Here is a 26323-nt window from a genome sequence, read left to right on the forward strand (position 1 = left end):
TTGACGACCGGTTTTGGATAAGCAAGCATTCGCCCGATCTGCATTAGTCGATATCTCCTTCCAAAAGCCCTCCCCTGCCATGGTGATCGTTTTCAACAAGCTCAGGGTTGAAAAAACGACCTTGAATTAGCGTCAGCCAGGTTAATAAATACAGCAAGCACGTCTTTGATAATGCGAATACTATTGATTATCATTTGATACCTGTTCTAGCATGGCCTCTCGCTGAACCGTCAAAGAATCCGCTTCCTGTCGGATCTGACGCATCCTCCTGCGAGTGACAAGGAGTCAACGCCATGCCCCACCCGATCGTCTTCGTCGCCCACGTGGTCACGGAGGTTCTCAATGAGGGCTTTCTGCTCGCGGCACGTGAGCTAGAGCTTGCCCCGGTGATCGTCACCGACCTACCCAGCGATCATCGTCGGCATTTCGCTCAGGAAGGCCTTATCGCCTACCCGGAGGCAGTGCTCGGCTGCGATGTGTTCAACCCCATCGCCATTCTCGAAACGCTGCAGGAAGCCGGGATCACACCACAGGCGGTATTTTCCCATAGCGACCATCTGCAGGCCGCCACGGCCCTGGTGGCGGACGCTTTCGGATTGCCGGGCAAGGATTGGCGAGTGTGCTTCGCGGCCAAGAACAAGGCGGCCATGCGTCAGCGTCTCGACGAACTGGCACTGTCGCCGTGTTGGCACCGCCTGGTGACGACCCCCGAACGGCTCGACGAGATAGCCCCCGAATGCCCCCTCCCCTGCGTGGTCAAGCCTCGAGAAGGTGTGGCGAGCCTTGACGTCAGTCGGATCGACACTCGCGAGGCGTTGATCTCTTGCTGCGAAGATCTTTGGCGACGCCATCCCGGTCAGGCGCTGCTGATCGAGGAATACCTGGAAGGGCCACTTTACACTCTGGAAACCCTGGGGGACGGCGATCGATGTGAGTTGCTCGGTGGCTTTCGCGTCGAGCTTTCGCCGCCACCACATTTCATCGAGCTGGCCGCGCACTGGGGGCTCGATCTCGCGCAGCCAGTGATCGACGATATCATCGAGCAGATTCGCCGCTTCGGCATCGGCTTCGGTTCCTGCCACAGCGAGTTCGTGTTGACGCCGACAGGGCCACGACTGATCGAGATCAACTACCGCACCATCGGCGATGGCCGCGAGTTCCTCCTCGATGAGACCCTTGGCATCGAGCTTTTCCAGACCATCTTGCGTTTGCACCTGGGCGAGGCACTACCCAGGCTCGATATTGCCAGGAAGGAATTACGCATCGAGTACGTTCGGGCCACCCGCTCCGGTCGTCTGGTACAGGCGCCTGAAGCATTTCGTCGACGTTGGGAAGATGGCTTCGTCGACTTCCACCCGCTGCGTCGGCCCGGCGAACAGCTGACCCTGAGCCACTCCAACAAGGATTACCTCGGCGTGCTGCGCGCCGCCGGTGACTGCACCGATCATCTCAAGGAGCACGTAGCGACGACGCTGTCTTCGCTGACCTGGGAGGTTCAGCCATGACCCGCGACGCGAGCACGGCGACCGAGGCCAATTGCCATGAGCATGCTCTTGACACTAGCCTCGACGAGGTCCGTCGCTACGTACTGGCGCGGGTAGTGGACGCCCTGCTACGTGAAGACGTTCAAGGCATCACGCAACAGGCAAGGGTGCTGGCTACCCTGCCGCCGGCGTTGTCCTCCAGAGCTGGCGGCTCCTTCACACCAGGCCCGTGGCTCGAAATCCCAACGCTGGCCTCGGGGACTCTGTGGCTACCGGTGACACCGGCGCGCTTCATGCAGCGCTGGCGCTATCGCCATGGGCCCATGCTGGTGGCCGATGCGCAGATGGGCTTACAGCGCGGCGCAATGCCAGATGCCAGTGAGACGAGGGAGTTCGAGGATGCGGCCAGTCTTATTGCCTGGCTCGGCGAGGGCTTGGTGCCAGAAGAGAGCGACTACTACACCGCCTTCGCCGAAGAGTGCCGCCAGGCCGAGGCTCAGTGGCTCGTCTGCCGCGAAGCCCAACGCGATTATTTTGCCCATTGTGCGGCCCAGGACATGGCCCTCTCTCTCTCCGTCGACTGGTCGACCCGCTTTGCCCACTATGACCGGCTGGCGGCGTTTCAGGACCATCCTTATTATCCCACCGCTCGCGCCAAGCTGGGCTTCGATGAGGTGGCGCTCAGACACTTCGCTCCCGAGTGCCAGCCGCGCTTCATGCTGTGCTGGTTGGCGGTGCCACGTGCACTCTGGCATATGAGCAATACAGCGCGACCCGACTGGTGGCCGAGCATGGCAGCGGTGGGACTGGATACCCGCCTGGCGGAGGACTACCGGTTGCTGCCCGTGCATCCTTTTCTGTGGGCATCAGGACTCGACGCCATGCTAGAGGAAGCGGGCCTGACCAATAGTGTGATCAAGGCACCGCTGACGGCGGTCGAAGTGCAGCCCACCCTGTCGGTGCGCAGCCTGATGCTCACCGAACGACCCACCACGCACCTCAAGCTGCCGCTGACCATCCGCACCCTGGGCAGCCGCAACATCCGTACCATCAAACCCAGCACCATTGGCGATGGCCATCGGGTGCAGCGTCTGCTCGGCGCCATCGCCGAGCAGGAACCGCTACTCGCCGGGCGCCTGCTGCTCACCGATGAGCATCAGGGCGCCCACATTGCGGGGCAGCCGTTTCTCGGCTTCATCCTGCGCCGCTATCCGCCGGCGGTCGAGGACGCCACCCTGGTCTCGGTGGCGGGGCTGGTCGCGGCCTGCCCCACGGGTGCAGTAGTCTACGAGGACCTGGCCGAGCGCTTCTTCGGCGCCGATATCCGTGCCTTCCTCGAGGCCTATCTGCGGCTTACCTTCGATATCCATCTGCCTCTGTGGCTCCGCTACGGGGTGGCGCTGGAGTCCAACCAGCAGAACTCGATGCTGTTGCTACGCGAGAGCGGCGAGATGCGCCTGTTGCTCAAGGACAACGATGCGCCCCGCCTGCATCGGGCAATGCTCCAAGAGCGCTGGCCGGCGCTGTATCGTCTGGTGGAGGCCCTCGAAGATACGCGTATCTGGTGCGAGACGCCCCGGACGCTCGAGCAGATGTTCGTCACCATCACCCTGCAACTCAACATCGCGCCGCTGATCGAGCATCTGGCCGCCCGCGGTCATGGCGAGCGGACCGAGCTATACGGCGAGGTGCGCCGGGCCATGGCCCAAAGCCTGGCCGACCTGCCGGACGATGACGCCTCGCCGCTGACGGCGCTACTGGAGGAAGACTTCCTCGACGCCAAGTATCTGCTGACCGCGGGCACCCTGGCCAGTAAGGCGAGTACCGGGGCCCAGGACATCAACAAGTTCTACGGCAGGACTGCGCCGAACTTTCTGAAAGAGGTAGCCTGCGAGGTAAGCCCCGGGCATGAGCCCCCTGTTGCCGACCCCAGGGGGGCGCCATGAGCGGAGAGGAACGGAGTCGTGTCCGCAGTGTCATGCTGTGCCATTTCGTGGCGTCCCTGGCGGCGTTGGGCATGCCGCCTTTCTTCGCCATCCTGTTGAGTGAGGAGTTCGCCACCACGCAGCTTCACCTGGTCGGCTGGCTGTATGTGCTACCCACGGTGTTTTCCGCGTTGGCGGCGCCCTGGTGGGGGCGCTTCGCCGACCGCTTCGGCGCCCGGCGCTCTTTGATCCGCGCCCAGATCGGCCTGGCCCTGGGATTCTTGCTGGCGAGCCAAGCTGACTCGGTGGGTGGCTTCGCCCTGGCGCTAGCCGTGCAAGGACTGCTCGGTGGCACTTTCGCCGCCTCCAATACCTGGCTCGCCAGCGAACTTGCCGGGGAGCATCTGACCCGGGCTCTCACTGCCATGCAGGCGTCTGCCCGGGCCGCCCTGGTAGTCGCTCCGATTCTGTTCGGCACCCTGATCGGCATGATATCCCCGTTGACTCTGTACGCCTGGCTTGCGCTGCTGCCGCTGGCAGCGGCGGTCCTGGTGGCGACCTTCCTGCCCCCCAGACCGGCTCGCCCCCCTGAACCATCGAGCGACGGTGCCCGCGCCGCGCCATCGCCGAGCGGTACCGCAACGGTATCGCCTGGGCTCTTGTTGTGGCTGCAGTTCGGCTTCTCCTTTGCTTGCGTCGTCACTTATCCCTATTTTATCGCCGACTTCCAGGTCCGCTTTCCTGGCCTTTCCACAACCACGCTGGCCATCCTGTTCAGCCTGCCTCACCTGGTGTATTTGGCGCTTTCCGCACCGCTGGGAAGGGCGCTGGGACACCATTGTCCACAGCGCACCCTGACGCTCGCCCTTGTTGCCATGGCGCTCACTTGCTGGGCGCAGTACGACCTCGATGGCAACGGTTGGCCATGGCAGGTCGGCCTGTGGCTGGCGCGGCTGGCGATGGGCATCGCCATGACCGCCGCCTTTATTGCGCTCCACCGGCTGATGAGTGGTGCAAGCCGGCAGCGGGCCGGGCGACTGTTCGGTCGCCTCGATGCCGCCGCCAAGTGGGCAGGAGTCGCCGCCGGTCTTGGTGCCGGCATCCTGGTATCGCGCTTCGGCCTGGCAAGCCCCCTGCTGGCCTCGACCTGGGTGCTGGCCGCACTAGGCCTGAGCCTTTCTGCAAGTCTTATCCGCCCCCTCCTTTCCCTTTCGCAAAGGAAGCGAACATGATCCTTGGCTCCTCCGTCGACACCCTTCCCCAGGCGTTCAAGGCTCAGGGACTGCGCGACCAAGCCAGCTCTCGTTCGAGCTGGGCGCTGCTCAACGCCTATTGTCGTGAGGTGGCAGCGCCGGCCGGCGAGCTCACTTGGGATAGTCCCTTCGGCGCTCGCGCCTGGCCGCTGGTGATCCAGCAGCACCAACGCCTGAAGGGCGGCCATGTGCTGCAAGTCTCCCTGCCACTTAGCGCTCAGCAGCTATTGATTGCGGTCGAGCGCCCCTCTGTCACCCTCAATCACACTTACCGTTCCGAACCCTTCGGCGCCACCTTCGGCAAGCCCTGGCAGGCGCTGGACTGGCAGCACCTGGCTCGAGTGCTGCTGAACGAGCTGGCGCTGCGCTTCGATCAGCCTTTCAACGACGAGCTGCTGACTCAGATCGGTAACAGTGCCGCGCTGATGGAAGAGTTCATCCCCGCCGCCGGGGACGACGACTGGGGCCAGGGCGAGCACGCCTATCTGCGCTCGGAGCAGTCGCTGACCTTCGGCCACGCCTTCCATCCCACCCCCAAGAGCCGCGAAGGCATTGCGCTCGAGGCCATTCGGCGCTACTCCCCGGAACTCGGCGCGGCTTTCCCGTTGCACTACTTCGCGGTGGCGGAGCCCGATCTGCATCAGGCATCGCACTTCGATGAGAGCGCCTATGCGCAACTCGAGCGCCAGCTACCGGCAATCCCCCTCCCCTCCGGCTACCGGGCGCTGCCGGTGCATCCCTGGCAGGTAGAGCATCTCCTCGGCCTGACAGTGGTGCGTCAGGCCCTCGATAGCGGTCGTCTACTCGATCTGGGGCCGGCCGGTGAGCCCTGGCACCCCACCGCCTCGGTGCGCACCCTGTTTCAGCCCGGCCGCGACCGTTTTCTCAAGTGCTCGCTGCATGTACGCCTGACCAACTGCGTGCGCAAGAACGCCTGGTACGAACTCGAGAGTGCCGTCGGCGTGAGTCGCCTGCTAAGCGAAGAGACCCGCGTTCTGAGCGAAGTCTTCCCACGGCTGACGCTGATGGCCGAGCCCGGCTTCGTCACCGTCGACTTTCGCGATCATCCCCTAGAGGCGCGCATTGCGCTGCAGGAAGCCTTCGGCCTGATCCTGCGCCAGACCCCCGACTGGGCGGAAGACGAGACCCCCCTGCTGGCGGCGGCGCTGTTTGCCGACACCCCCTCGGGGGACTCGCCGGTGGAGCATGAGGTCATGCGTCTGGCCCGACATCGGGGCCTATCGTGGGAGACAGCGACACAGGTCTGGTTCGAGGCCTACATCGAACGTCTGGTCCCCCCGATGCTGTTCGCCCTGTGCCGGCTCGGGGTGGTGTTCGAGCCCCATCTGCAAAACGTGGTGGTGGGGCTACGCCACGGCCTGCCTAGCCACGTTTATATCCGCGATCTGGAAGGCACCAAGCTGCTGCCCGAACAGTGGCCCGATGAACGACTGACGAGCCTCTCCGAACGCGCCAGGGCCTCGGTGCGCTACCCCCAGGCGCTAGGAGAAAAGCGCATCTGTTACTGCCTGCTGATCAACAACATTGCCCAGGCAGTGTTCTTCCTGGCACGTCACGACGCGAGGCTCGAGCAGCGGCTTTGGCACTGCCTCGAGCAGTGTCTGACGCGTTACCAGCAGCGCCACGGCAATGTCTCTTCCGCACAGTTGATCGAGCGCCTGCTGGAAGGCGAACCCTGGCCCAACAAGACCAATCTGCTCAATCGCGTACTCAAGCGCGCCGACCGCGCCTCCGAGTACGTGCCGCTGTCCAGCCCCTTCGCCTCTCCCCTCGATGCCCAATGACCCAGGAACCTCCGATGGAATTGCGACTCGACCGAATGGCCCAGGAAGCCACTCGCCTGCAGGCGGCAAGCGACGATCCCCTGTGCGCCTACCTGTATGACTTGCCGGCCTTGCGTCGCCACATCGACGATGTGGTGGCGACTCTGCCGGAGCGCTGTGAGATGTTCTATGCCGTCAAGGCCAACGCCGAGACGCCGATACTCGATGCTCTCGAGGGCCGGGTGGCCGGCTTCGAGGTCGCCTCTGACGGCGAGCTGGCATTGATCCACGAACGCTTCCCCGGGGTCTCGTTGCTGTTCGGTGGTCCAGGCAAGACGGTCTCGGAGCTCTCGCTCGCCCTCGAGCTCGGCGTCGAACTCATTCACGTGGAAAGCCTGACCGAACTCAAGCGCCTGGCCCGATTGCTCGAACGAGGCGGGCATCGCCAGCAGGTACTGCTGCGCATGAACCTGGCCACCGATAACCTGCCCTCGACACCCTTGACCATGGGCGGTGTGCCCACACCCTTCGGCATCGATCCCGAGGAGCTCGAGACCTGCCTCGCCTTCCTCACCGACCACCCAAGCATCGTGCTGCGCGGCTTTCATTTTCACCTGATCTCCCATCAGCTCGATGCCGACGCCCAGCTCAGGCTTCTTGACGATCTATTCCGCCAGGTCGAGCACTGGCGTGAGCAGCATGACCTCGACATCGACCAGATCAACGTCGGCGGCGGCATCGGCATCAACTACCGCGAGCCCCACCGGCAGTTCGACTGGACGGGTTTCTGCAGCGGACTCGCGATGCAGCTCGACGAGCCGCGCCTGCGCCGCTACCGCATCCGCTTCGAATGCGGCCGCTACCTGACCGCCCCCTGCGGCTACTACCTGATGGAGGTGCTGGATCTGAAGCGCAATCACGGCCAATGGTTCGCGGTATGCCGCGGCGGCACCCACCATTTCCGTACCCCGGCGGCGCAGAACCACAATCACCCCTTTGTGCGTCTGCCCGGACGCGGCGGTGAAAGCATGCTGACCAACACCCGGGTCAGCATTGTCGGCCAGCTATGCACGCCCAAGGACGTGCTGGCACGCCAGGTCGAGATCGAGCACCTGGCTATCGGCGACTTGGTGATGTTCACCCTGGCCGGCGCCTACGCCTGGAACATTTCTCACCAGCACTTTCTGCGCCATCCAGCGCCGATCATGCACTTCATCGACGATGAGGAGAGCGCCTGATGCTCGGCACCAATCCGCTCAAGCGCCGCCTCGAGGAGGGCAGCTGCATCTACGGCATGCTCAACTCGGTAGCGACCCCCTGGCTCGTCGAGATGCTCGGCTATGCCGGCTACGACTTCGTGGTGCTCGACATGGAGCACCTGAGCGTCAATCCCGAGACTGTGGAGCACATGATCCGAGCCGCCGAATGCGCCGGCATCACCCCTCTGGTGCGGGTGCCCGGCGTCGACGCCGGCGCGATTCAACGTGCCCTGGATGCCGGTGCCATGGGGGTGGTGGTACCGCGAGTCGAAAGCGCCGCCCAGGCCCGCGAGGTGGTCGCAGCGGCACGCTTTCAGCCGCTCGGCCGGCGCGGGATCACCGGGGGTAGAACCACCGGCTTCGGGCAGCTACCACTCGGCGACTACCTGAACCGCGCCAACGACGAGATTCTGGTAGTGGTGATGATCGAATCGCAACGCGGCGTGGATAACATCGGCGCTATCGTCGAGGTGCCCGGCGTGGATTGGGTCCTCGAGGGCGCCATGGACTTGGCTCATAGCCTGGGGGTGGGTCCGGATACGGGCCATGACAGCGTCCGTCAGGCGCTGGACCACGTGGCCGAATCCTGCCGACGCGCGGGACGTGAGTTCTGTGCGATCCCCCGGGCCGAGGGTCAGCATCGACGCTGGCGGGAACGGGGGGTGACAAGCTTTCTGGTTGGCGAGGACCGCGGCATCCTGTTTCGTCGGCTGTGCGAGCTGCGCACGTCTTTCGACCTCGACCCGGCGCCAGCGGACACTTAATAACACTAATGCAAACCATTCCTCTTTCGCTTACAATTCATCGCCATACTTCGCCCACGCCTGATGAAAGGAAGATGCATGCAACGCTCGTTTGCCGGCGCAGCGCTCGTCTTGGTGCTAGGGCTAGCGCTGACCCTGGGGCAAAACGACCTGGCCCAGGCAGCGAGCGCTACCGGTGACCAGATACGAGCCCGCGCCGAGACGCTGCGCGATGACCGAGGCACCCCGATTGAGCCCGTCCGGGCCGAGCGCGTGGCGGCCATTTCGACCTTTGCCGCCGATACCCTGGTGGCTCTCGGCGTCTCGCCGGTCGGCGCCTCGACCTTTGGCAGCGAGCCATTGCCCGGCTATCTCGGCGCCCCGCTGGCCAACACCCGAAGCCTCGGCCAGCGCGCCAACACCAATCTGGAACTGCTCTCTGCCCTCGCCCCGGATCTGATCCTCGGCATCCATCGATATACCGAGCCCCATGTCCGCCAGCTCGAGGCCATCGCTCCGTTTTATGCCTTCGATGTGGTCAGTCTAGAGGACAGCCGGCGTGCGGTGACGGGCATTGCCACGGCGCTGGGCAAGCGTGCTGCAGGCGATACATTGAATCGGACCTTCGACGCGCGCATCGCCGAACTCGGCGATGCCGCCCCGGGTGGGGTTAGCGCCATCCTGCTGGCCGGTGCCGGTGAAGCACCCTTCGCCTACTACGATCATTTCCTGAGCGCCGCGCTGCTCGAGCACCTGAACGCGACAAACGCTGCGGGGGCCTCGCCGACGCCAGAGCAGACGATCCCCTTCGGTTACTCGATCAGCCTGGAGCGACTGCTGTCTCTGGATCCGGATATCATCTTCCTGTTCGACACCGGCAGTGAACGCGCCTTCGCCAACAACCCGGTATGGCCCTATCTCGAAGCGGTGAAGAACGACCGGGTATTCGAGGTCGGCCTCCACTGGAAGGAGGGCGGAGGCCCCATCGCCCGACGTCTGATCCTTGATGAGATGGCCTGGCGGCTCTATCCCGACACCTTCGAGCGGCCCGATCTACCGGACGCCCTTGCCAGTCATCCCTATCCATGAGTATTTCCTCCTCCAGCGCCTCCGGCAACGCTCGGGCCTTGCTGGCACACCCAGGCAATAAAGGAGTCCTCCTTTGGGGCATCCTGCTGATTATTGCCATCATCGCCACCGGTGTATTGGCCCTGGTGACCGGCAGTGTGCCATTGACGCTGCATCAAGTGATCGAGGTACTGGCCGGTCGAGCCGATGGCATGGCCACGGTGCTGGTTTTAGAGCTGCGTCTGCCGCGCTTCGTCGCCGGATTGCTGGTAGGCGCAAGCCTGGGCCTCGCCGGCCAGTTGATGCAGACAGTGACCCGCAATCCACTGGCCTCGCCCGGCATCACCGGGGTCGTCGCCGGCGCCGCGATGGCGGTGGTGATGGCCCAGGTGGGCTGGCGGGTAGACGTCACCTGGCTGCCGGCCATCGGCGTGCTTGGCGGCGCCGGTGCCGCGACACTGGCGTTTCTACTCGCGGCACGCAGCGGTTTCTCGCCGTTGATGCTGGCTCTGGCCGGGATGGCGGTCACCGCCCTGGCCTCGGCCTTGACGACCGCCTTTTTACTATTCTCCGGCGCTCAGGCACAGCATCTCTATACCTGGCTGGCCGGTGGCCTGCAGGGGCGCGGCTGGGCGCACGTCGGCCTGATCCTGCCCTGGGCCCTCGGTGGCCTCGCGCTTGCCCTCGCCACCGCTCGCTGGCTCAACCTCATGCACCTGGAAGACAGCATGGCCCGCTCCCTGGGTGGGGCGGTCACCCTGCTGCGCCTGGGGTTCGTGACCCTTGCCGTGGCCTTGACCGCAGCGTCGGTCGCGGTCGCCGGCCCGGTGGGTTTCATCGGCCTGGTCGCTCCCCATCTGGTGCGCCTTGTAGCGGGTGGCGACCAGCGCCAGACACTACCGCTGACGACCTTGACCGGGGCCCTGCTGGTGACCCTGAGCGATCTGCTCGCCCGCACCCTGGTGGCCCCGCAGGAACTCCCGCTAGGACTATTCACCGCGCTGATCGGGGGCCCCCTGTTCATCGCCCTGATTCGTTCGAGAATGTCATGAACCTCTCACCGCACGCCGCCATGCCCGCTTCAGCCCGAACCGCCGGCAACACGCCGACGAAAGATCGCCTGGGCCTCGTGGTCGCCCTACTGTTGGGTCTAGTGCTCCTGGCTGCACTCGCCAACCTGCTGTTCGGCGCCGTGCTATTGTCGCCGAGCCGCGTGTGGCTGGCACTGATCGGCGCCAGCGACTTCGCCGCCGGCACTCCGGCGGTCGGTGACCCGATTGCACAGGACATCGTCTGGAATCTACGCCTGCCACGCCTGTTGGTGGGGGCCTTAATCGGGGCCCACTTCGCCATCGCCGGAACGCTGTTACAGGCAGTCATGCGCAACCCTCTGGCCGACTCGGGGGTGATGGGCATCAACGCCGGCGCGAGCTTCGCGGCAGTGCTGGCCTTCGCCACCGTCGAGCGCCTTGCCGGCGACGGCAACCCCTATTTGAAAGCGGCCCTGAGCCTCGACTGGCTGCCGCTGATAGCCTTTGGGGGCGGGCTGATAGCGGCGGCGGCGGTGTACCGCTTGAGCTGGAATCGCGGCTCGACCCCGGTGCGACTGGTACTGTGCGGCATCGCTGTGGCGGGGCTGCTCAATGCCCTGGCCACCGGCATCCTGGCCGGCTGGGCCCAGGCTAACACCGAAACGGTGCTGGCCTGGCTCTCCGGTAGCCTGTATGGACGCGACTGGACCCATCTCACCGCGCTGCTGCCGTGGACGGCGGCCGGTCTCGTTCTGCTACCGCTCCTGGTACGAGGCGCCAACCTCCTTCAACTTGGCGACGACGTCGCCGCCACCCTCGGACTCGGCGTCGAGCGCTCACGTTTCGCCCTATTGCTGGTGGCGGTACTGCTCGCCGCCAGCGCCGTGGGTATCGTCGGTCCGGTCGGCTTCGTCGGCCTGATCGTCGCGCATGTGGCACGGCTGGTGGTCGGCCCCAAGCTCAAGCGTCAGCTCCTCGTCAGCCCGCTATGTGGTGCCCTGCTGGTGCTCGTCTCCGATCTGCTCGGACGCCTCGTGCTGGTGCCTGCGGAGTTGCCCATCGGGGTGGTCACCTCGCTGCTCGGGGTGCCCTTTTTTCTCGCTCTGCTGGCCAGGAGATTCTGAACAATGGCCTCTCTATCCCTCTCTTCCCGATCAGATACGCCACTCTCCGGCCAGCCGCGGCCAGGGCAAACCACCGCCAAGGAGCCCTGGCTCTCGGTGCGAAACCTGCGCCTAGGCTATGCCGACAAGATCATCGTGCCGAACATGGCCCTCGATTTCGAACCGGCTCGCATCCATTGCCTGATCGGCCCCAACGGCTGTGGCAAGAGTACCTTGCTGCGTGCCCTAGCTGGTCTGACAGCGCCTCAGGCCGGTGAGGTGCTGCTCGATGGTCGCGCAGTCAACCGCTGGCCCCGGCGTCGCCTGGCGAGACATCTGGCGATGCTGCCTCAGCATCCCCAGGCGCCGGAGGGGCTCAGCGTCGAGCAGTTGGTACGCTACGGCCGCTTTCCCCATCAGCGCCTGTTCGCCCCCCTCGGGGAGCAGGACCACGCCCAGGTGCGCTGGGCGATTCGGGTCACCGGTCTGGCCGGGTACGAAGGGCGCCCCCTGTCGGCGCTGTCCGGCGGTGAGCGCCAGCGGGCCTGGATCGCGCTATGCCTGGCCCAGCAGGCGGACCTGCTGATCCTCGACGAACCCACCACTTATCTGGATCTCGGTCATCAGCTGGAAATCCTGGAGCTATTGCAGGCGCTCAACCGCGAACAGGGACTCACGGTGATCATGGCCTTGCACGACCTCAACCAGGCCGCCCAGGTGGGTCATCGGCTGGTCGTCATGCGTTCGGGGCAGCTGGTCCAGGCGGGCCCTCCCGCCGAGGTGCTGACCGAGCGGCTACTGGCCGACGTCTTTCGTATTCGCGCCCGCATCATCGATGACACTCCGGTGGCCCACGGCGATGCCCTGACATCCGCCGCGCCGTACTTCGTACCGCTCTCCTCGCTCACCCCGCCAACGCTCTAAAAGGCAAGGGACGCCTCATAAGGCAAGCACAGTTAGAGAAGACGAGGGGCGCCGGGGACAGGTCGAAGAGGAGGTCTTTTGCCAGGGCCGGAAAATGATCCATCCCATTCCGGCATTTCCGCCATCCATGGCGGTCAGAGAGCAAAAGTAGCGCCCAAGGAAGGGGTCACAGCGCCTCCTCGCAGACCTGTCGACGAATCAGCCCCGAATTGACAATGCTAACTGCGATTGCCCCCGGGCTCTTAGCCTGAGTTGTATAATGCATCTGAATTGATATACGATTGCGAAGTCTTATCATTTAGATTATTAACAAAATTGGACCTCGCATGCCACGCTCCCACTCTCCACGCTCTTCCCGCACAAGTCTATCCTCAAAGACACCCATAGCCGCCGCCGTTGGCTTCGTCTCCGCCCTGATCGGCGCCGGCGCCCAGGCTCAGGAAGCTAGCGAACTCGATACACTGGTGGTTCAAGGTGACTGGCTTGGCAACCCCACCGAAGAAGAGGTATGGGACTACCCCGGTTCGCGTAGCGTGATCGAGCCCGAGCAGTTGCACGACAGTGGCGCCCTGAACATCGAGGATGCGTTGCGCTCCGTGCCTAGCGTTCAGGTGCTCGACGAAACCGGCACTGGCGTGCTGCCCAACATCAGTCTGCGCGGGCTGAATCCGCTGCGTAGCGAGCGCCTGAAGATGATGGTGGACGGCTATCCAATCGCCATCGGCCCCTACAGCAACGTCGGGGTCTCGCTGTTCCCGGTCACCCTGCAGAGCATCGATACCATCGACGTGGTACGCGGCGGCGCGGCGGTTCACTACGGCCCCAACAACGTCGGCGGCGTAGTCAACTTTCTGACCAAGCCGATTCCCGGCGAGACAGAACAGACGCTTGCGGAGCGGGTGACCATCTCCGAGGAGACCGGCCACGTCTTCCACGACACCTACTACCGCATCGGCGGCTTCGTCAACGATGATCTGGCGCTGCAGTTCCAGGCCAACGTGCAAGGGGGTGAGGGCTTCCGCGAGCATTCCGAAACCGACGTCAACAACTTCCTGGTCGACGCCGAGTATTTCATCGACGACCGCAATAGCCTGGACGCAAGCCTGCAATATTACGAGGTGGACGCCGAGCTGCCCGGTGCGCTCAGCCCCGAAGCCTACGAAAGAGACCGCACCGACTCTCAGCGGCCTCATGACAGCTATGAAGCGGATATGCTGCGCGGCACCCTGGCCTGGAACTACAAGCCTAATGACGACATCGACTTCACCTGGCGCAACTTCGCCCACCGCGCGGATCGCACCTTCTTCTTCGGCCAGGACCTGGTCGGCGACGGCGCCTGGTCCGACCCCGAGGCCGAGTCGAGCCACGTGGCGGATTCACCACGGGTATTTCACGTCTGGGGCACTGAGCCGCGTCTGACCGTGCGTAAAGGCATTCACACCGTCACCCTGGGGGCGCGCTACGTGAACGAAAGCGTCGACTTCGACGTCAATCGCGAAAACCTGAACGACGGCAGCGAAAGCGAGGTTCGCCGCTGGGACCTGGAAACCGACGCCGTGGCGCTCTACGCCAGTGACACCCTGAGCCTGATGGACGGGCGACTGGAGCTCACTCCCGGCCTGCGCTACGAAGACGTGCGCATGGACTTCGAGGACGAACTCGACGACAGCGCCTCCACCAACGATACCAGCGAGATCCTGCCGGGTCTGACGGTGGGCTTCGTGGCAACCGACGACGTCTTTGTCTTCGCCAATGCCCAGCGATCCTTGGTACCGGTGCAGATCGCCCAGGCCACCCGGGAAGGCGACGTGGCCAACGAGACTGCCTGGAACTACGAGCTTGGCGCGCGTTTCGACATGACCCCGCAACTCACCACGACAGCGACGCTGTTTCGCATCGACTACGAGGATCAGATCCAGTTCGACAAGGCAGATGACCGCTTCGTCAACTTGGGCGAGACACGCCATCAGGGGATCGAGCTCAAGGCCGACTGGCGAACCACGGACAACCTGTCGCTGGGTCTTGGCTACACCTACCTCGAGACGGAACAGCGCAGCGGCGACGATGCCGGCAACGAGCTGCCCAATGCACCGCATCACAACATCAATGCCAACGCCCGCTACGAAATGGCCCGGTGGACGGCAAGCCTGAGCGTCGACCGAGTCAGTGACAGTTTCAGCGATGCCGCCAATACCGGGGACGAGACTGCCAACGGCGATGCTGGCAAGCTCCCCGCCTATACCCTGGTCAACGCCCGCATCGGTCGGGATATCCGCCTGGGGGCCGACACCACCCTGAACCTGGGACTCTCGGCGACCAACCTGCTGGACGACGACGCCTACTTCCGCGGCTCCGACGTCAGTCCGGTGGGACGCATCCCGATGCCGGGACGCGCCTATATACTGGAAAGCCGTCTCGAATTCTGAATCCTACGGTGGATGAGAGCGCCTCTCGACGTTGTCGAGAGGCGTTCTTTTTACTGATGGTTCCAGCACGGTTTAAAATGCGTTGCGCCGGTAATCCCGATAGCGCGGATACCAGAAGTTGCGTTCGATGACCTCACGCAGCGCCTCATCGCTGGAACGCAGCGCAATACCTTCTTCCTGGGCCTGCTTGGCCACATCGAAGGCAATCAGCATGCTCACTTCGCGAATGTCACCCAAGGACGGCAGCAGCGCACCCTCGCCCTTCACGACAATGGGAGCATTGTTGGCCAGGGCATTGGAGGCGGCCATCAACATGGTATCCGTCACTCGCTTTGCCCCGGACGCCACGACCCCAAGACCGACCCCAGGGAAGATGTAAGCGTTGTTGCATTGGGCGATGGCAACCCGCCGTTCACCTACTTGTGCCGGGGGAAAGGGGCTGCCGGTGGCTACCAGCGCCTCGCCATTGGTCCAGTCGAGAATGTTCTGAGGGATCGCCTCCACCCGGGAGGTCGGATTCGACAGGGGCATGACCAGCGGATTGGGGCAGTTTGCATGCAGTGCGCGAATGATCGTCTCGGTGAACAGGCCCTTCTGACCCGATACGCCGATCAACACCGTAAGCCCCGCGTTTTCGACCACATCGAGCAGCTCGGTACCCGACCAGTTCGCCACCTCGCTTCTTGAGTGCGCCAGGCGTCTCTGGAATTCATACAAGCCCTCCATGTCGTCGGTCAACAGGCCGTGACGATCGATCATGTAGATACGCTTACGCGCCTCGGCGTCGCTCAAGCCCTCTTCCATCATGGCAACGATGATCTGTTCGGCAATACCGCAACCCGCGGAGCCTGCGCCCACGAAGGCGATGCGTTGATCGCTGACGTTTACATCTCGCGCTTTGCTGGCCGCCAATAGCGTACCTACGCAAACAGAGGCGGTCCCCTGGATGTCGTCGTTGAAACAGCACAGCTTGTCCCGATAACGCTCGAGCAGCGGCATGGCGTTAGCCTGAGCGAAATCCTCGAATTGCAGCAGCACATTCGGCCAACGGCGCTTGACCGAGGCAATGAACAGTTCGATGAACTCAGCGTACTCTTCCTTGCTGATGCGTGGGTGGCGCCAACCCATATACATCGGGTCGTCCAGCAGCGCCTGATTGTTGGTACCTACGTCCAGCATGATCGGCAAGGTGTAGGCCGGACTGATACCGCCGCAGGCGGTATACAGCGCCAGCTTGCCGATCGGAATGCCCATGCCGCCGATGCCCTGATCCCCCAACCCCAGAATGCGCTCGCCATCGGTTACCACGATGACCTTGACCCTGTTCTTGGTGGCACTATGAAGAATATCGTCCATGTAATGACGATCGGGATAGGAAACGAAGATACCCCGATGGTTACGGTAGATATTGGAGAACTCTTCGCAGGCCTCCCCGACCGTCGGCGTATAGATGATCGGCAGCATCTCCTCGAGATGGCTCTCGAGCAGACGGAAGAACATTGTCTCGTTGTCATCCTGGATGGCGCGCAGATAGATATGCCGGTCGAGATCACTCTGGCACTGACGATACTGACAATAGGCGCGTTCGGTCTGCTCCTCGATTGTTTCAACATCGTGGGGAAGCAAGCCGACCAGATTGAAGTCGATACGCTCCTCGGGTGAGAAAGCACTGCCTTTGTTGAGCAGTGGCATCTCGAGCAAGGATGGACCGGCATAAGGGATATAAAGGGGGCGTTTAGCTTGCTCGCTCATGGCTCGGCTCTTTTAAATTAGGTTTTTAACTACGTTCACCAATCAGGGAGATCAGATTTGTGACCGCCAGAACATCTTGATCCTGGCAGTTGAGAGCTGTCTTATATCCTAAAGATAACACGCCCTGTCGTTTTCGGCCTGCGCCCAGGCGTCAGTGATAACACCCTCTTTCGTCGCTGCAAAAAAAAACACCCCGGGCATGAAGGCCGAGGTGTCTCTTCAGGGAGAGTACACCGACTAGTTGCTGCGCACCCAGGGTCGAGCCGGACCCGCGAAGAACAGGGGTCGTAGTTTTACCCCCAGCATATTGCCGGCGAAGGCCGCCACCAGCCACAGCCAGCCGTGCAGGCTGCCGGAAGCGATACCGCCGAAGTAAGCGCCAATGTTGCAGCCAAACGCCAAGCGCGCCCCGTATCCGAGCAGCAAGCCCCCAATGACCGCGGCGATGATCGAGCGCAGCGGAATATGAAACCTGGGGGCGAACTTGCCGGCCAGGGATGCCGCGGTCCCGGCACCGATAATGATGCCGATATTCATCATTGTGGTGGTATCCGACCATACGCTGGCTTTCAGGGCCGCGGCGTTACCCGGCGTCTGCCAATAGCCCCAGCCGCTGACATCGCCTCCTAGCGCCTCGAAGCCCTTGGCGCCCCATAGCGCAAAAGCCGAGGTAATTCCCCAAGGGCGACCTGCCAATGCAAGCGTAAGGAAGTTGAGCAGTGCCAGGGCCACGGCGCCGTATAGCAGCGGCCAGGGGCCGCGTAACCATCGCGAACCGCCTGGCTCGATACGCGGCGCCTGTTCGAGCTGGCCATGACGCCGCTTCTCTAGCATTACGGTCAGCGCGGCAATCGCCGCGAATGCCAACAGACTGATGGCAATGCCACCCCCGGCACCGAACACCTCGACCAGTGAGGTCGGCTCAAAGGCTGGCAGGCTCGTCCACCAGCTGAAATGCGCCGTGCCAATCAATGAGCCAATGATGAAGAACACCAAGGTAATCACCATGCGGGCATTGCCACCGCCCACGGTAAACAAGGTACCGGAAGCGCAGCCACCACCAAGCTGCATACCGAGGCCGAACAAAAAGGCCCCCACCAACACCGAGATACCAATGGGCGCCACATAGCCGGAAACCGGCGTACCAAATAGCGTTCCTGCTCCGAGCGCGGGAAAGAACAGCACCACGGCAATGGCCAGCATGACCATCTGCGCCCGCAGCCCGCGTCCGCGACGCTCACTGATGAACACCCGCCAGGCCCCGGTAAAACCAAAGGCGGCATGATAAAGCACCGCTCCCAGAGCACCGCCGACCAGCATCAGCACAGCCAGCCGCGCGCCAAAGGTGGCGCCAACCGCCAGGATGGCGACGGCCGCCGCAATGGCGGCCAATGCCGGGAAGGGAAGTTGGTGAGGATGCTCCTCGGTAAGTACAAGTTCGCGCATGGTGAGTCCCTGAGAACAAATAGCCTGTTTGCTAGTCGTCCTAGATTAACGAACTCACCCTCTTTTAAAAAAGTATTTAAAACAGTACATCTATTCCTAAATAGAATAAAAAATAATTAAATGGGGAAGTACCGAATAAATCGCCGAACGAGATAAGCGGGCGTCGCTACGCTGCAAGGCGCACGGAACGCAGAAGACGAGACATAACATGGGGTTAGGCGAGTCTCGACCGGGCTGGCGCACCAGTACCGCGCAACGCAGCAATTCGCGCGTGCAGGCATTTATTCTAGATGAAGCGTCCTAGGCCCACGACGTGACGCAACCGATCCATGAAAGGCGCCGCCTCGGCCCGGGCGCGCTCGGCCCCTTTCTGCAGCACGGCTTCGATATGGCCCGGGTCCTCCATCAGTGCCAGGTATCGTTCCCGGGGCTCGCGCAGGTGCATGTTGAGGTAGTCGAAAAGCGCATCCTTGGCTTCGCCCCAGCCAATACCTTCGAGATAGCGCCGGCGCATATCCGCACCCTCTTCTTGCGTGGCGAAGGCGGAGTAGATCTGAAACAGCGTGCAGCTTTCCGGATTCTTGGGCTCACCTGGCTCCAGCGAGTTGGTCTTGATCTTGCGCACCAGCTTGAGAAGCTTCTTCTCGGAAACGAACAACGGGATGGTATTATTGTAGCTCTTCGACATCTTGCGCCCATCGAGCCCGCCGAGCACCTGAACTCGCCCGTCCACCACCGCCTCGGGCAACGTGAAATACTGCCCCTTGTAGAGATGATTGAAACGACCGGCCATGTCTCGCGCCATCTCGATGTGCTGGATCTGATCCCGCCCCACCGGCACCTTATTGGCATTGAACATCAGAATATCCGCGGCCATCAGCACCGGGTAACCGAACAGTCCCATGGTCACACCCTTGTCCAGATCCTGCTGCCCAGCGGACTCGTTGTCCGCCACCGCCGCCTTGTAGGCATGGGCGCGGTTCATCAGCCCCTTGGCACAAACGCAGGACAGCATCCAGGTCAGCTCTGGGATCTCCGGGATGTCCGACTGGCGATAGAAGATGGCATTGTCCGTATCCAGCCCCAGCGCCAGCCAGGTGGCGGCGATTTCGAGACGAGATTCCTGTACCCGCTTGGGATCCTGGCACTTGATCAGTGAATGCAGGTCAGCGAGGAAGTAATAGGACTGAACGTTGGGATCCTGGCTTGCCTCGATGGCCGGCTTGATGGCGCCGACATAGTTGCCGAGATGCGGTGTACCACTGGTGGTGATACCGGTAAGAACGCGGGTCTTTTGCATGGGGATGGCGTATCTGCTTGGTCGTTGGCAAATACGCCCAGTGTACAACGCGAGAGGTTTTCGACGCGACTGCGACCTCGATCGCCTACCGAGGTCGCAGTGCTTTTCAGGCTTAACTCAGGCTTAGTCGATGATCGTGTGAGGATCGACCCTATCCATCCCGAAGGCTTCCGCCACCGCCGGATGGGTCACCTGACCAGCATGTACATTGAGGCCAGACAGGAAGTGTTTATCCTCTGCAAGTGCCCGCTTCCACCCCTTGTCTGCCAAGGCCGTGATGAAAGGTATGGTGGCGTTGGTCAGCGCCTGGGTCGACGTACGCGCTACCGCACCGGGCATATTGGCCACGCAATAGTGCACCACGCCATCGACGATATAGGTCGGCTCATCGTGCGTAGTCGGCTTGCTGGTCTCGAAGCAACCGCCTTGATCGATGGCTACATCCACCAGCACGCTGCCGGGATGCATATCTGGCAGCTGCTTTCGTGTAATCAGCTTGGGGGCGGCAGCGCCCGGAACCAGTACCGCGCCAATGATCAGATCGGATCCTTTGATCGCTTTTTCCAGCGCGTCGGTGGTGGAGTAAACGGTATGCAGGCGCCCCTGATAACGGTGATCGAGAGCCTCGAGGCGGGGTAACGATTTATCGAGTACGGTCACGTCCGCCCCCAGGCCCAGCGCCATGCGAGCAGCGTTTTCACCGACCACGCCACCCCCGATGACCGCCACTTTAGCCGGCGCCACCCCGGGCACGCCGGGCAGCAGTATTCCTGAGCCGCCCTGAGCTTTCTCCAGGCAGTGCGCCCCGGCCTGCACCGCCATGCGGCCGGCAACACGACTCATGGGCGCCAGCAAGGGCAGCCCACCCTGGCCATCGGTAATGGTTTCGTAGGCGATACAGGTCGCCCCGGTCGCCATCAGCTCCTTGGTCAACGTCTCTTCGGCCGCCAGATGCAGATAGGTGAACAGTGTCTGCCCTTCGTCAAGACGCGCAACCTCTTCACTTTGCGGCTCTTTTACTTTGAGAATCAGCTCGGCATCGCGCCAGAGCGTGTCCACATCGGCTTCGAGGGAGGCACCGGCAGCTTCGTAGTCCGCATCGGGAAATCCCGATCCATCTCCGGCCGAGGTCTGCACCACCACCTGATGGCCGCGCTCGGTCAACTCCCGCACCCCGGTCGGGGTCAGGGCGACGCGGTATTCGTGATTCTTGATTTCCTTGGGGACGGCTATCTTCATGGCACCTCCTGCTTAGAATTGTTGGTAAGGCTTTTTGATCAGTCCAGTACAGCACAGCCAGGAACTCACGACAAAGTCGCACCCTACCCAGCGGGTTTTGCCTTGCCACACTGCCAGCAAGTATCGAACACACCTTCCAGAAGCTCGTCGCATTGGGGGCAGCGCCATACCTGGGCCGGCTCTCGAGGTCCGTTCAGCGCTTCTTCGATCAGCATCTCGGCACGTGCGCGATTATGCACCGCCACCCATATCTCGGGCTCACACTCCCCCAGAGGCAGCTCACCCGCAGCGCCTCCCAGGGTCATGTTACGCAGTTCGCAAGGCAGGCCGGCACTCTCCAGCACATTACGTACATGGCCGACCAGCAAGGCGTTGCTGTGGCGAAAGACCCGAACGTACCCTATGTTCAATCGCGGAAGACTCGCACACCCAGTGCCTTCAAATAGGCCGTCTCGGGAATGGCAGGATGTACCGGATGATCCGGCCCTTGTCCGCCCTGATAAATCACCTGACCGTGGCGATCCTGATGGCGCACCGCGCCGCGCACGCACTCGATCAGACGCTCCTGGGCCAGGTGCATGGAGCAGGAAGCGCTCAGCAGCAACCCATCACGGCCAAGCAGGCGTATCGCCTCGCGATTGAGTCGCGAATAGGCCCGCTCCCCGTTGGGAATGTCCTTGCGCTTTCTGATGAAGGCGGGCGGATCGAGGACGATCACATCGAACTGCTCGCCCTCGGCCTTGAGGGCTGACAACGCTTCGAAAGCGTCCGCCTCGGCCACCGCCACCTGTTCGACGAGACCGTTGAGTTCGGCATTCTCGGCGACCTGGGCCAAGGCGTCGGCGGAGCTATCCACGCATAGCACCTCACTGGCGCCGTGGGCGGCGGCCTGCACTCCCCAGCCCCCCACGTAGCTGAATACATCCAGCACCCGTTTGCCGGCGACCAGATGATTGAGCCAGCTGCGATTGGCGCGGTGATCGAAGAACCAACCCGTCTTTTGTCCATCCAACACTGGCACGACGAAACGCACCCCGTTCTCTTCCAGTAGCACCTGCTCCGGCAAGGTGCCCTTTACCACCTCCACCTGATGATCGAGCTGTTCGAGACGCCGGCCGGAGGTATCGTTCTTGAATACGATGGCACGCGGTGAAAGCACCTTGTCCAGTGCCGCCACGACCTCTTCGCCCAGATGTTCCATGCCCAGGGTATTGAGCTGAACCACCAGCACATCGTCGAACCGATCGACGATCAGACCCGGCAGCAGATCGCCCTCACCGTACACGAGCCGGTAGAAAGGTTTCTCGAACAAGCGCTTACGCAATGCCAGCGCCTGATTAAAACGGTGCACCAGCAAGGAGCGATCCAGGCGCACATTGGCATCCCGGGAAACCACCCGGGCGCAGATCAGCGAATGAGGGTTGACGTAGGCGATGCCCATCGCCTTGCCATTGGCGGCTTCCACCACCGCTTGCGCGCCAGGCTCGATGCCCTTCAGCGGCGTCTCGTCGATATCGATCTCATTGGAATAGAGCCATAGATGGCCAGCCTTCAGGCGGCGATCGGCGTTCTTCTTCAGGCGCAGGCGTTCGGACATGAAAGGCTCCAGCAAACCAGGGGTCGGGCGGGCATTCTAACCTGCCCGGAGAGTGACAATAGAGTTGAGAAGAGAATAGGCAAGACGCACCATTTTTACGTAGGTCGTCTCATAATAAATAGCGAATGATCATTTTTGGCAGCCAGGACAGAACACGCTTGCCCGCTGCCCCAGGGTCACCAGACGTAGTTCGTCGCCGCAGCGACGGCAGGCCTGCCCCGCTCGCCCATAAACATTGAGACGCTGAGCGAAGTAGCCGGGTTCACCGATGCCGCTGACAAAATCCCGTAGCGTAGTGCCCCCTTGAGCAATGGCGGCGGCAAGCACCTCTCTAATTGCTCCGGTCAAACGCCTGTAGCGTTCCCGGGAAATGCGACCCGCCGCGCGCCGGGGGTCGATACCGGCAAGGTACAGCGCCTCGCTGGCATAGATGTTCCCCACGCCAACGACCACGGCGTTATCCATCAGAAATGGCTTCACCGCCATCCTGCGCCCCCGGGATAACCGGTACAAAAGATCATCGCCAAAATCGGGTGACAGCGGCTCGGGGCCGAGACGTTTCAAGCGGGGATCTTCTTGCACGCCGCCTTGCAACCAATCGACGAAACCGAATCGGCGAGGGTCGTGGTAGCGCAAAATGGCGCCGCCTTCGACCACGACATCGATATGATCGTGTTTCTTCGGCGGATCACCGATACGCGCGATGCGCAGGCTGCCGGACATACCCAGATGCCAGATCAGCGAGCGCGTCTGGCTTTCAGAATCGACTAGAGGAATTAACAGATACTTGGCTCGTCGCCCCAGTTCGCCGATACGCTGGCCGATCAGAGTATCCGGCAGGTCACCCGGCACCGGTGTGCGCAGACGGCTATTGCGCAGGATGACTTCGCGAATCTCGCGTCCTTCGATGTAAGGAGCGATGCCGCGGCGAGTGGTTTCGACTTCGGGAAGTTCGGGCACGAAAGATTCTCAGCGAACGATCGGGAACGAAAAAATGGCCGGAGACGAAAAGACCCGGCAATGCCGGGTCTTTTCAGGGAAGCAACAGGACCTGATTACTTGATCTTGCCTTCCTTGTACATCACGTGCTTGCGAACCACCGGATCGAATTTCTTGAATTCGAGCTTGTCCGGTGTGTTGCGCTTGTTCTTGTCGGTGGTATAGAAATGGCCGGTACCGGCGCTTGATATCATTCTGATCTTGTCACGCATGACCCGTGTTCTCCTGGATTACTCTTGAACTAGAAGCGCTCGCCGCGTTTGCGAAGATCGCCGAGCACCTCATCGATACCCTTCTTATCGATAATGCGCATACCCTTGGAGGAGAGGCGCAGCTTGACGAAGCGCTTCTCGGACTCCACCCAGAAACGGTGAGTATGCAAGTTGGGCTCGAAACGACGACGCGTCTTGCGCTGAGAGTGGGATACGTTATTTCCAGTCACCGGACGCTTGCCGGTAACCTGACATACTTTGGACATTGAAAGCCTCCAACCGCTGGGCGAGTTGTTCAAAACCTGTCGGGCAAACCGCAAGAGAGAATGGCAGCGACTGCTTTCCGCCCCCTAACTTCAATCAAGTCAACCCAAGAATTCAAAGGGTGCACTTTATACCAGACAGCGCGAAAAACGGCAACAATTCATGTCACAAGAAACAACCCACTAACGCCGCATGGACTGAGCGAGCGAAGGTCAGGCTAGGCAAAAATCAGCGTGGAAACGGAGTTTGCTTTAGCAAATGAGTATTCCAAGCTGGTTTTTAACAACGCCTGCCCGAGCGCAGCCAGTCCGCCATCTACAGCCAGCCGCGCTCGGCGAAGGATACCACCTCTCCATCGCCCACGACGAAATGATCCAGCACCCGAATCTCGAACAACTCCAAAGCCTCGACAAGCCGACGGGTGATGCGCCGGTCCGCATCGCTGGGCTCCGCCACTCCGGACGGATGATTGTGAGCGAAGATAATGGCACCAGCGCCCAACTCGAGCGCACGCTTGGCAACTTCTCGCGGATAGACCGAAGCGCTGTCCAAAGTGCCACGAAACAGCGATTCGAAGCGGATTACCCGGTGCTGGGTATCGAGGAACAGGGCGGCAAACTCTTCATGGCCAAGATGGCGCATCTGCGCCACCAGATAGGCACGCACCAACGCCGGCGACGTCAAAGCGCCGCCCCGCTCAAGCTGACATGCCAAATGCCGCCGAGACAACTCGAGCACCGCCTGCAGCTGCACGAACTTGGCTTCCCCCAGGCCGTGCTCAGCGCAGAACCGCGTCTTGTCTGCCTCGAGCAGCTGGCGCAGCCCGCCGAAACCGCTCAATAAATCCCGGGCCAGATCCACCGCGGAACGCCCCTTCACACCCACGCGCAGAAAGATCGCCAGCAGCTCCGCATCCGACAGCGCGGAAGAACCCAACGACAACAGTTTTTCCCGGGGGCGCTCACCCTCGGGCCAATGACGAATCGACATTCATATTCCCTGCGTTTTTCTTATGTGAACTACTGCTATGTTGGTGATTATAAGGGTTCGTCAAGAATGGCGAGCGTTGCTCTTTAAACGGCTATTTGAACTAGACTGGCGGTTGTTCGGTTTCTACGCAGGGGCTGGAATCAACCCAACCCGAGAGAAAAAATCATGAAGCGAACGTTTTTATTCTTGCCAACCCTCATCGGCTGCTTGTTGACGATGCCGAGCCTGGCAGCAGAGAAAGACACCCTGGGCCCAACCGAATGGACCCAGTACCGGCTGAATGCCCGTAACAACGCCGTCTTCGACAACGGTGGCGAACCACTACCTCGCATGACGTTTCGTACCGGCGACCAGGTGCGGGCAACCCCGGTGGTGGTGGGCGACGCCTTGTACGTCGGCAACCACGCCACCGGCGGCATGTTCCGGTTCGACCTGCCCAGCGGCAAGGTAGCCTGGAACGACGACTACCCCTGGTATCGACATACGCCCAACTGGATTCACTCGGACATGATCCAGTCCGATGGCCGTATTTTCGTCGGCTACGGCAACCGCGCCTTTCAGAATAAAAACTTGCGAGGCACCGGCGACAGCGGCGTGATGGCGGTGAACCCGGAAGACGGTACGACACTGTGGAAACACGAAACCGTGGGCGAGGTCATGACCACGCCAATTCTTTGGGAAGACACGCTATACGCCACCACCGGCGGCGGCAAACTCATTGCCTTGGCACCGGAGAGCGGCGAGCGCTTGTGGACGCTCGACCTGCCGGGCTGGGTGAGCATGTCCTCACCGACGATCAAGGACGGCGTGCTCTACGTGGGATCGCTCAACTCAGTGCTGGCGGTGGATCTTGAACGTCAGGAGACTCTCTGGAAATACGAGCAGAAAGCGACCTTCACCGATGTGCCACCGGCGGTATCAAAAGACGGCGTCGTGGTCATCACCGCCATGATGGCGTCGGACTGGCTTTCCGAAGAACAGAAGCAGCAGTATTCAAGCCATCGCGGCTATTTCCATTTCATCTATGCCTTTGATGCAAAATCCGGGGATCTGCTCTGGACCGATCTGCTCGGCAGCGGCCCCCAGCAGGACAACAACACCTCTGGCGCGCCGGCCATTGCCGGAGATAGCGTCTACGTGGGCAGCCCCTACACCTTGTCATTCTTTTCCTACGATTTGAAAAGCGGCGAGCAACGTTGGGAGTATCCGGTAGGGGCCAAGATCAAGGGCGCGCCGGCCATCGTCGATGACAAGGTCATCTTCGGCGACACCGATGGCTTCTTGCACCTATTGAATACCGAGGAAGGCAGGACACCGGTATGCGACAACGGGCGTCGTGCCGGCAAACTCAAGGTCGGCGGCTCGACTAGCGGTGGCAAGAATGTGGCTCTGGCGCCCGGCGGCCCTGTGGTCATCAACCGTACGGTCTTCGTCGGCAGTCAGGATCGGTTCGTGCATGCGGTTCCCATGACGATGCTGGAATGTCGCAAATGACTCGCTCCGCGGGTTGGCGGGTAACCATCA

General features: G+C 62.0%; 22 protein-coding genes. 12 read left to right on the forward strand and 10 right to left on the reverse strand.

Features of this window, described 5'->3' with window-relative positions; all coding sequences use genetic code 11:
- Positions 1 to 293: 293 nt before the first annotated feature.
- From H7850_RS08430 to H7850_RS08480, 11 genes are all read left to right on the forward strand, one after another.
- Positions 294 to 1505: a hypothetical protein gene (locus H7850_RS08430; RefSeq protein ID WP_227369074.1), complete on the forward strand. Its 1212-nt coding sequence runs from the start codon at positions 294 to 296 to the stop codon at positions 1503 to 1505.
- Entirely contained in the window at positions 1502 to 3430 is a 1929-nt protein-coding gene (locus tag H7850_RS08435; protein ID WP_227369075.1) for an IucA/IucC family protein, read from the forward strand. The genes H7850_RS08430 and H7850_RS08435 overlap by 4 nt, the downstream gene beginning before the upstream one ends.
- Positions 3427 to 4641, forward strand: a complete 1215-nt coding sequence (locus tag H7850_RS08440; protein WP_227369076.1) for an MFS transporter — start codon at positions 3427 to 3429, stop codon at positions 4639 to 4641. The genes H7850_RS08435 and H7850_RS08440 overlap by 4 nt, the downstream gene beginning before the upstream one ends.
- A complete protein-coding gene (locus tag H7850_RS08445; protein ID WP_227369077.1) occupies positions 4638 to 6467 on the forward strand; it encodes an IucA/IucC family protein in 1830 nt (609 codons plus the stop codon). The genes H7850_RS08440 and H7850_RS08445 overlap by 4 nt, the downstream gene beginning before the upstream one ends.
- Before the next feature lie 14 nt (positions 6468 to 6481).
- Positions 6482 to 7684 (forward strand): type III PLP-dependent enzyme, encoded by a 1203-nt coding sequence (locus tag H7850_RS08450; protein WP_227369078.1) that lies wholly within the window; start codon positions 6482 to 6484, stop codon positions 7682 to 7684.
- Entirely contained in the window at positions 7684 to 8469 is a 786-nt protein-coding gene (locus tag H7850_RS08455; protein WP_227369079.1) for an HpcH/HpaI aldolase family protein, read from the forward strand. Before H7850_RS08450 ends, H7850_RS08455 begins: the two co-directional genes overlap by 1 nt.
- A 78-nt stretch (positions 8470 to 8547) precedes the next feature.
- Entirely contained in the window at positions 8548 to 9537 is a 990-nt protein-coding gene (locus tag H7850_RS08460) for an ABC transporter substrate-binding protein (RefSeq protein WP_227369080.1), read from the forward strand.
- The gene (locus H7850_RS08465) at positions 9534 to 10568 is read left to right on the forward strand and encodes a FecCD family ABC transporter permease (protein ID WP_227369081.1); all 1035 of its coding nucleotides are present in this window, start codon (positions 9534 to 9536) and stop codon (positions 10566 to 10568) included. The genes H7850_RS08460 and H7850_RS08465 overlap by 4 nt, the downstream gene beginning before the upstream one ends.
- On the forward strand, positions 10565 to 11671 hold the full coding sequence (locus tag H7850_RS08470; protein ID WP_227369082.1) for a FecCD family ABC transporter permease: 1107 nt from the start codon (positions 10565 to 10567) through the stop codon (positions 11669 to 11671). The genes H7850_RS08465 and H7850_RS08470 overlap by 4 nt, the downstream gene beginning before the upstream one ends.
- A gap of 3 nt (positions 11672 to 11674) precedes the next feature.
- The gene (locus H7850_RS08475) at positions 11675 to 12574 is read left to right on the forward strand and encodes an ABC transporter ATP-binding protein (protein WP_227369083.1); all 900 of its coding nucleotides are present in this window, start codon (positions 11675 to 11677) and stop codon (positions 12572 to 12574) included.
- A 326-nt stretch (positions 12575 to 12900) separates the two neighbouring features.
- Positions 12901 to 15000, forward strand: coding sequence for a TonB-dependent receptor family protein (locus H7850_RS08480; RefSeq protein ID WP_227369084.1), 2100 nt, complete (start codon positions 12901 to 12903; stop codon positions 14998 to 15000).
- 72 nt (positions 15001 to 15072) lie between these two features.
- On the opposite strand, the gene H7850_RS08485 is transcribed toward H7850_RS08480, so the two are convergent.
- From H7850_RS08485 to radC, 10 genes are all read right to left on the reverse strand, one after another.
- Positions 15073 to 16752 carry an NAD-dependent malic enzyme gene (locus H7850_RS08485; protein ID WP_227369085.1) on the reverse strand — a complete coding sequence of 560 codons (1680 nt, stop codon included), beginning with the start codon at positions 16750 to 16752 and terminating at the stop codon, positions 15073 to 15075.
- Positions 16753 to 16989: 237 nt separating this feature from the next.
- A complete protein-coding gene (locus H7850_RS08490) occupies positions 16990 to 18198 on the reverse strand; it encodes a YeeE/YedE family protein (RefSeq protein ID WP_227369086.1) in 1209 nt (402 codons plus the stop codon).
- 286 nt (positions 18199 to 18484) lie between these two features.
- Complete coding sequence (gene trpS, locus H7850_RS08495) at positions 18485 to 19498, reverse strand: tryptophan--tRNA ligase (protein WP_227369087.1); 1014 nt, start codon at positions 19496 to 19498, stop codon at positions 18485 to 18487.
- A gap of 123 nt (positions 19499 to 19621) precedes the next feature.
- Complete coding sequence (ald, locus tag H7850_RS08500; RefSeq protein WP_227369088.1) at positions 19622 to 20737, reverse strand: alanine dehydrogenase; 1116 nt, start codon at positions 20735 to 20737, stop codon at positions 19622 to 19624.
- 83 nt (positions 20738 to 20820) lie between these two features.
- Entirely contained in the window at positions 20821 to 21147 is a 327-nt protein-coding gene (locus H7850_RS08505; RefSeq protein WP_227369089.1) for a DUF2007 domain-containing protein, read from the reverse strand.
- Entirely contained in the window at positions 21144 to 22334 is a 1191-nt protein-coding gene (locus H7850_RS08510) for a class I SAM-dependent rRNA methyltransferase (protein ID WP_227369090.1), read from the reverse strand. Before H7850_RS08510 ends, H7850_RS08505 begins: the two co-directional genes overlap by 4 nt.
- Positions 22335 to 22463: 129 nt before the next feature.
- On the reverse strand, positions 22464 to 23294 hold the full coding sequence (mutM, locus tag H7850_RS08515) for a bifunctional DNA-formamidopyrimidine glycosylase/DNA-(apurinic or apyrimidinic site) lyase (RefSeq protein WP_227369091.1): 831 nt from the start codon (positions 23292 to 23294) through the stop codon (positions 22464 to 22466).
- 95 nt (positions 23295 to 23389) lie between these two features.
- Positions 23390 to 23545 (reverse strand): 50S ribosomal protein L33, encoded by a 156-nt coding sequence (gene rpmG / locus H7850_RS08520; RefSeq protein ID WP_048306333.1) that lies wholly within the window; start codon positions 23543 to 23545, stop codon positions 23390 to 23392.
- Between the two features lie 29 nt (positions 23546 to 23574).
- The gene (gene rpmB, locus H7850_RS08525) at positions 23575 to 23811 is read right to left on the reverse strand and encodes a 50S ribosomal protein L28 (protein ID WP_048306332.1); all 237 of its coding nucleotides are present in this window, start codon (positions 23809 to 23811) and stop codon (positions 23575 to 23577) included.
- A gap of 313 nt (positions 23812 to 24124) precedes the next feature.
- Positions 24125 to 24799: a RadC family protein gene (gene radC, locus H7850_RS08530; RefSeq protein WP_227369092.1), complete on the reverse strand. Its 675-nt coding sequence runs from the start codon at positions 24797 to 24799 to the stop codon at positions 24125 to 24127.
- Between the two features lie 165 nt (positions 24800 to 24964).
- Between radC and H7850_RS08535 the strand changes: the two genes are divergently transcribed.
- Positions 24965 to 26293 (forward strand): PQQ-binding-like beta-propeller repeat protein, encoded by a 1329-nt coding sequence (locus H7850_RS08535; RefSeq protein ID WP_227369093.1) that lies wholly within the window; start codon positions 24965 to 24967, stop codon positions 26291 to 26293.
- Positions 26294 to 26323: the final 30 nt, after the last annotated feature.

Origin of the sequence: Halomonas sp. M20 (assembly GCF_020622265.1) — a bacterium.
Classification (GTDB): Bacteria; Pseudomonadota; Gammaproteobacteria; order Pseudomonadales; family Halomonadaceae; genus Modicisalibacter.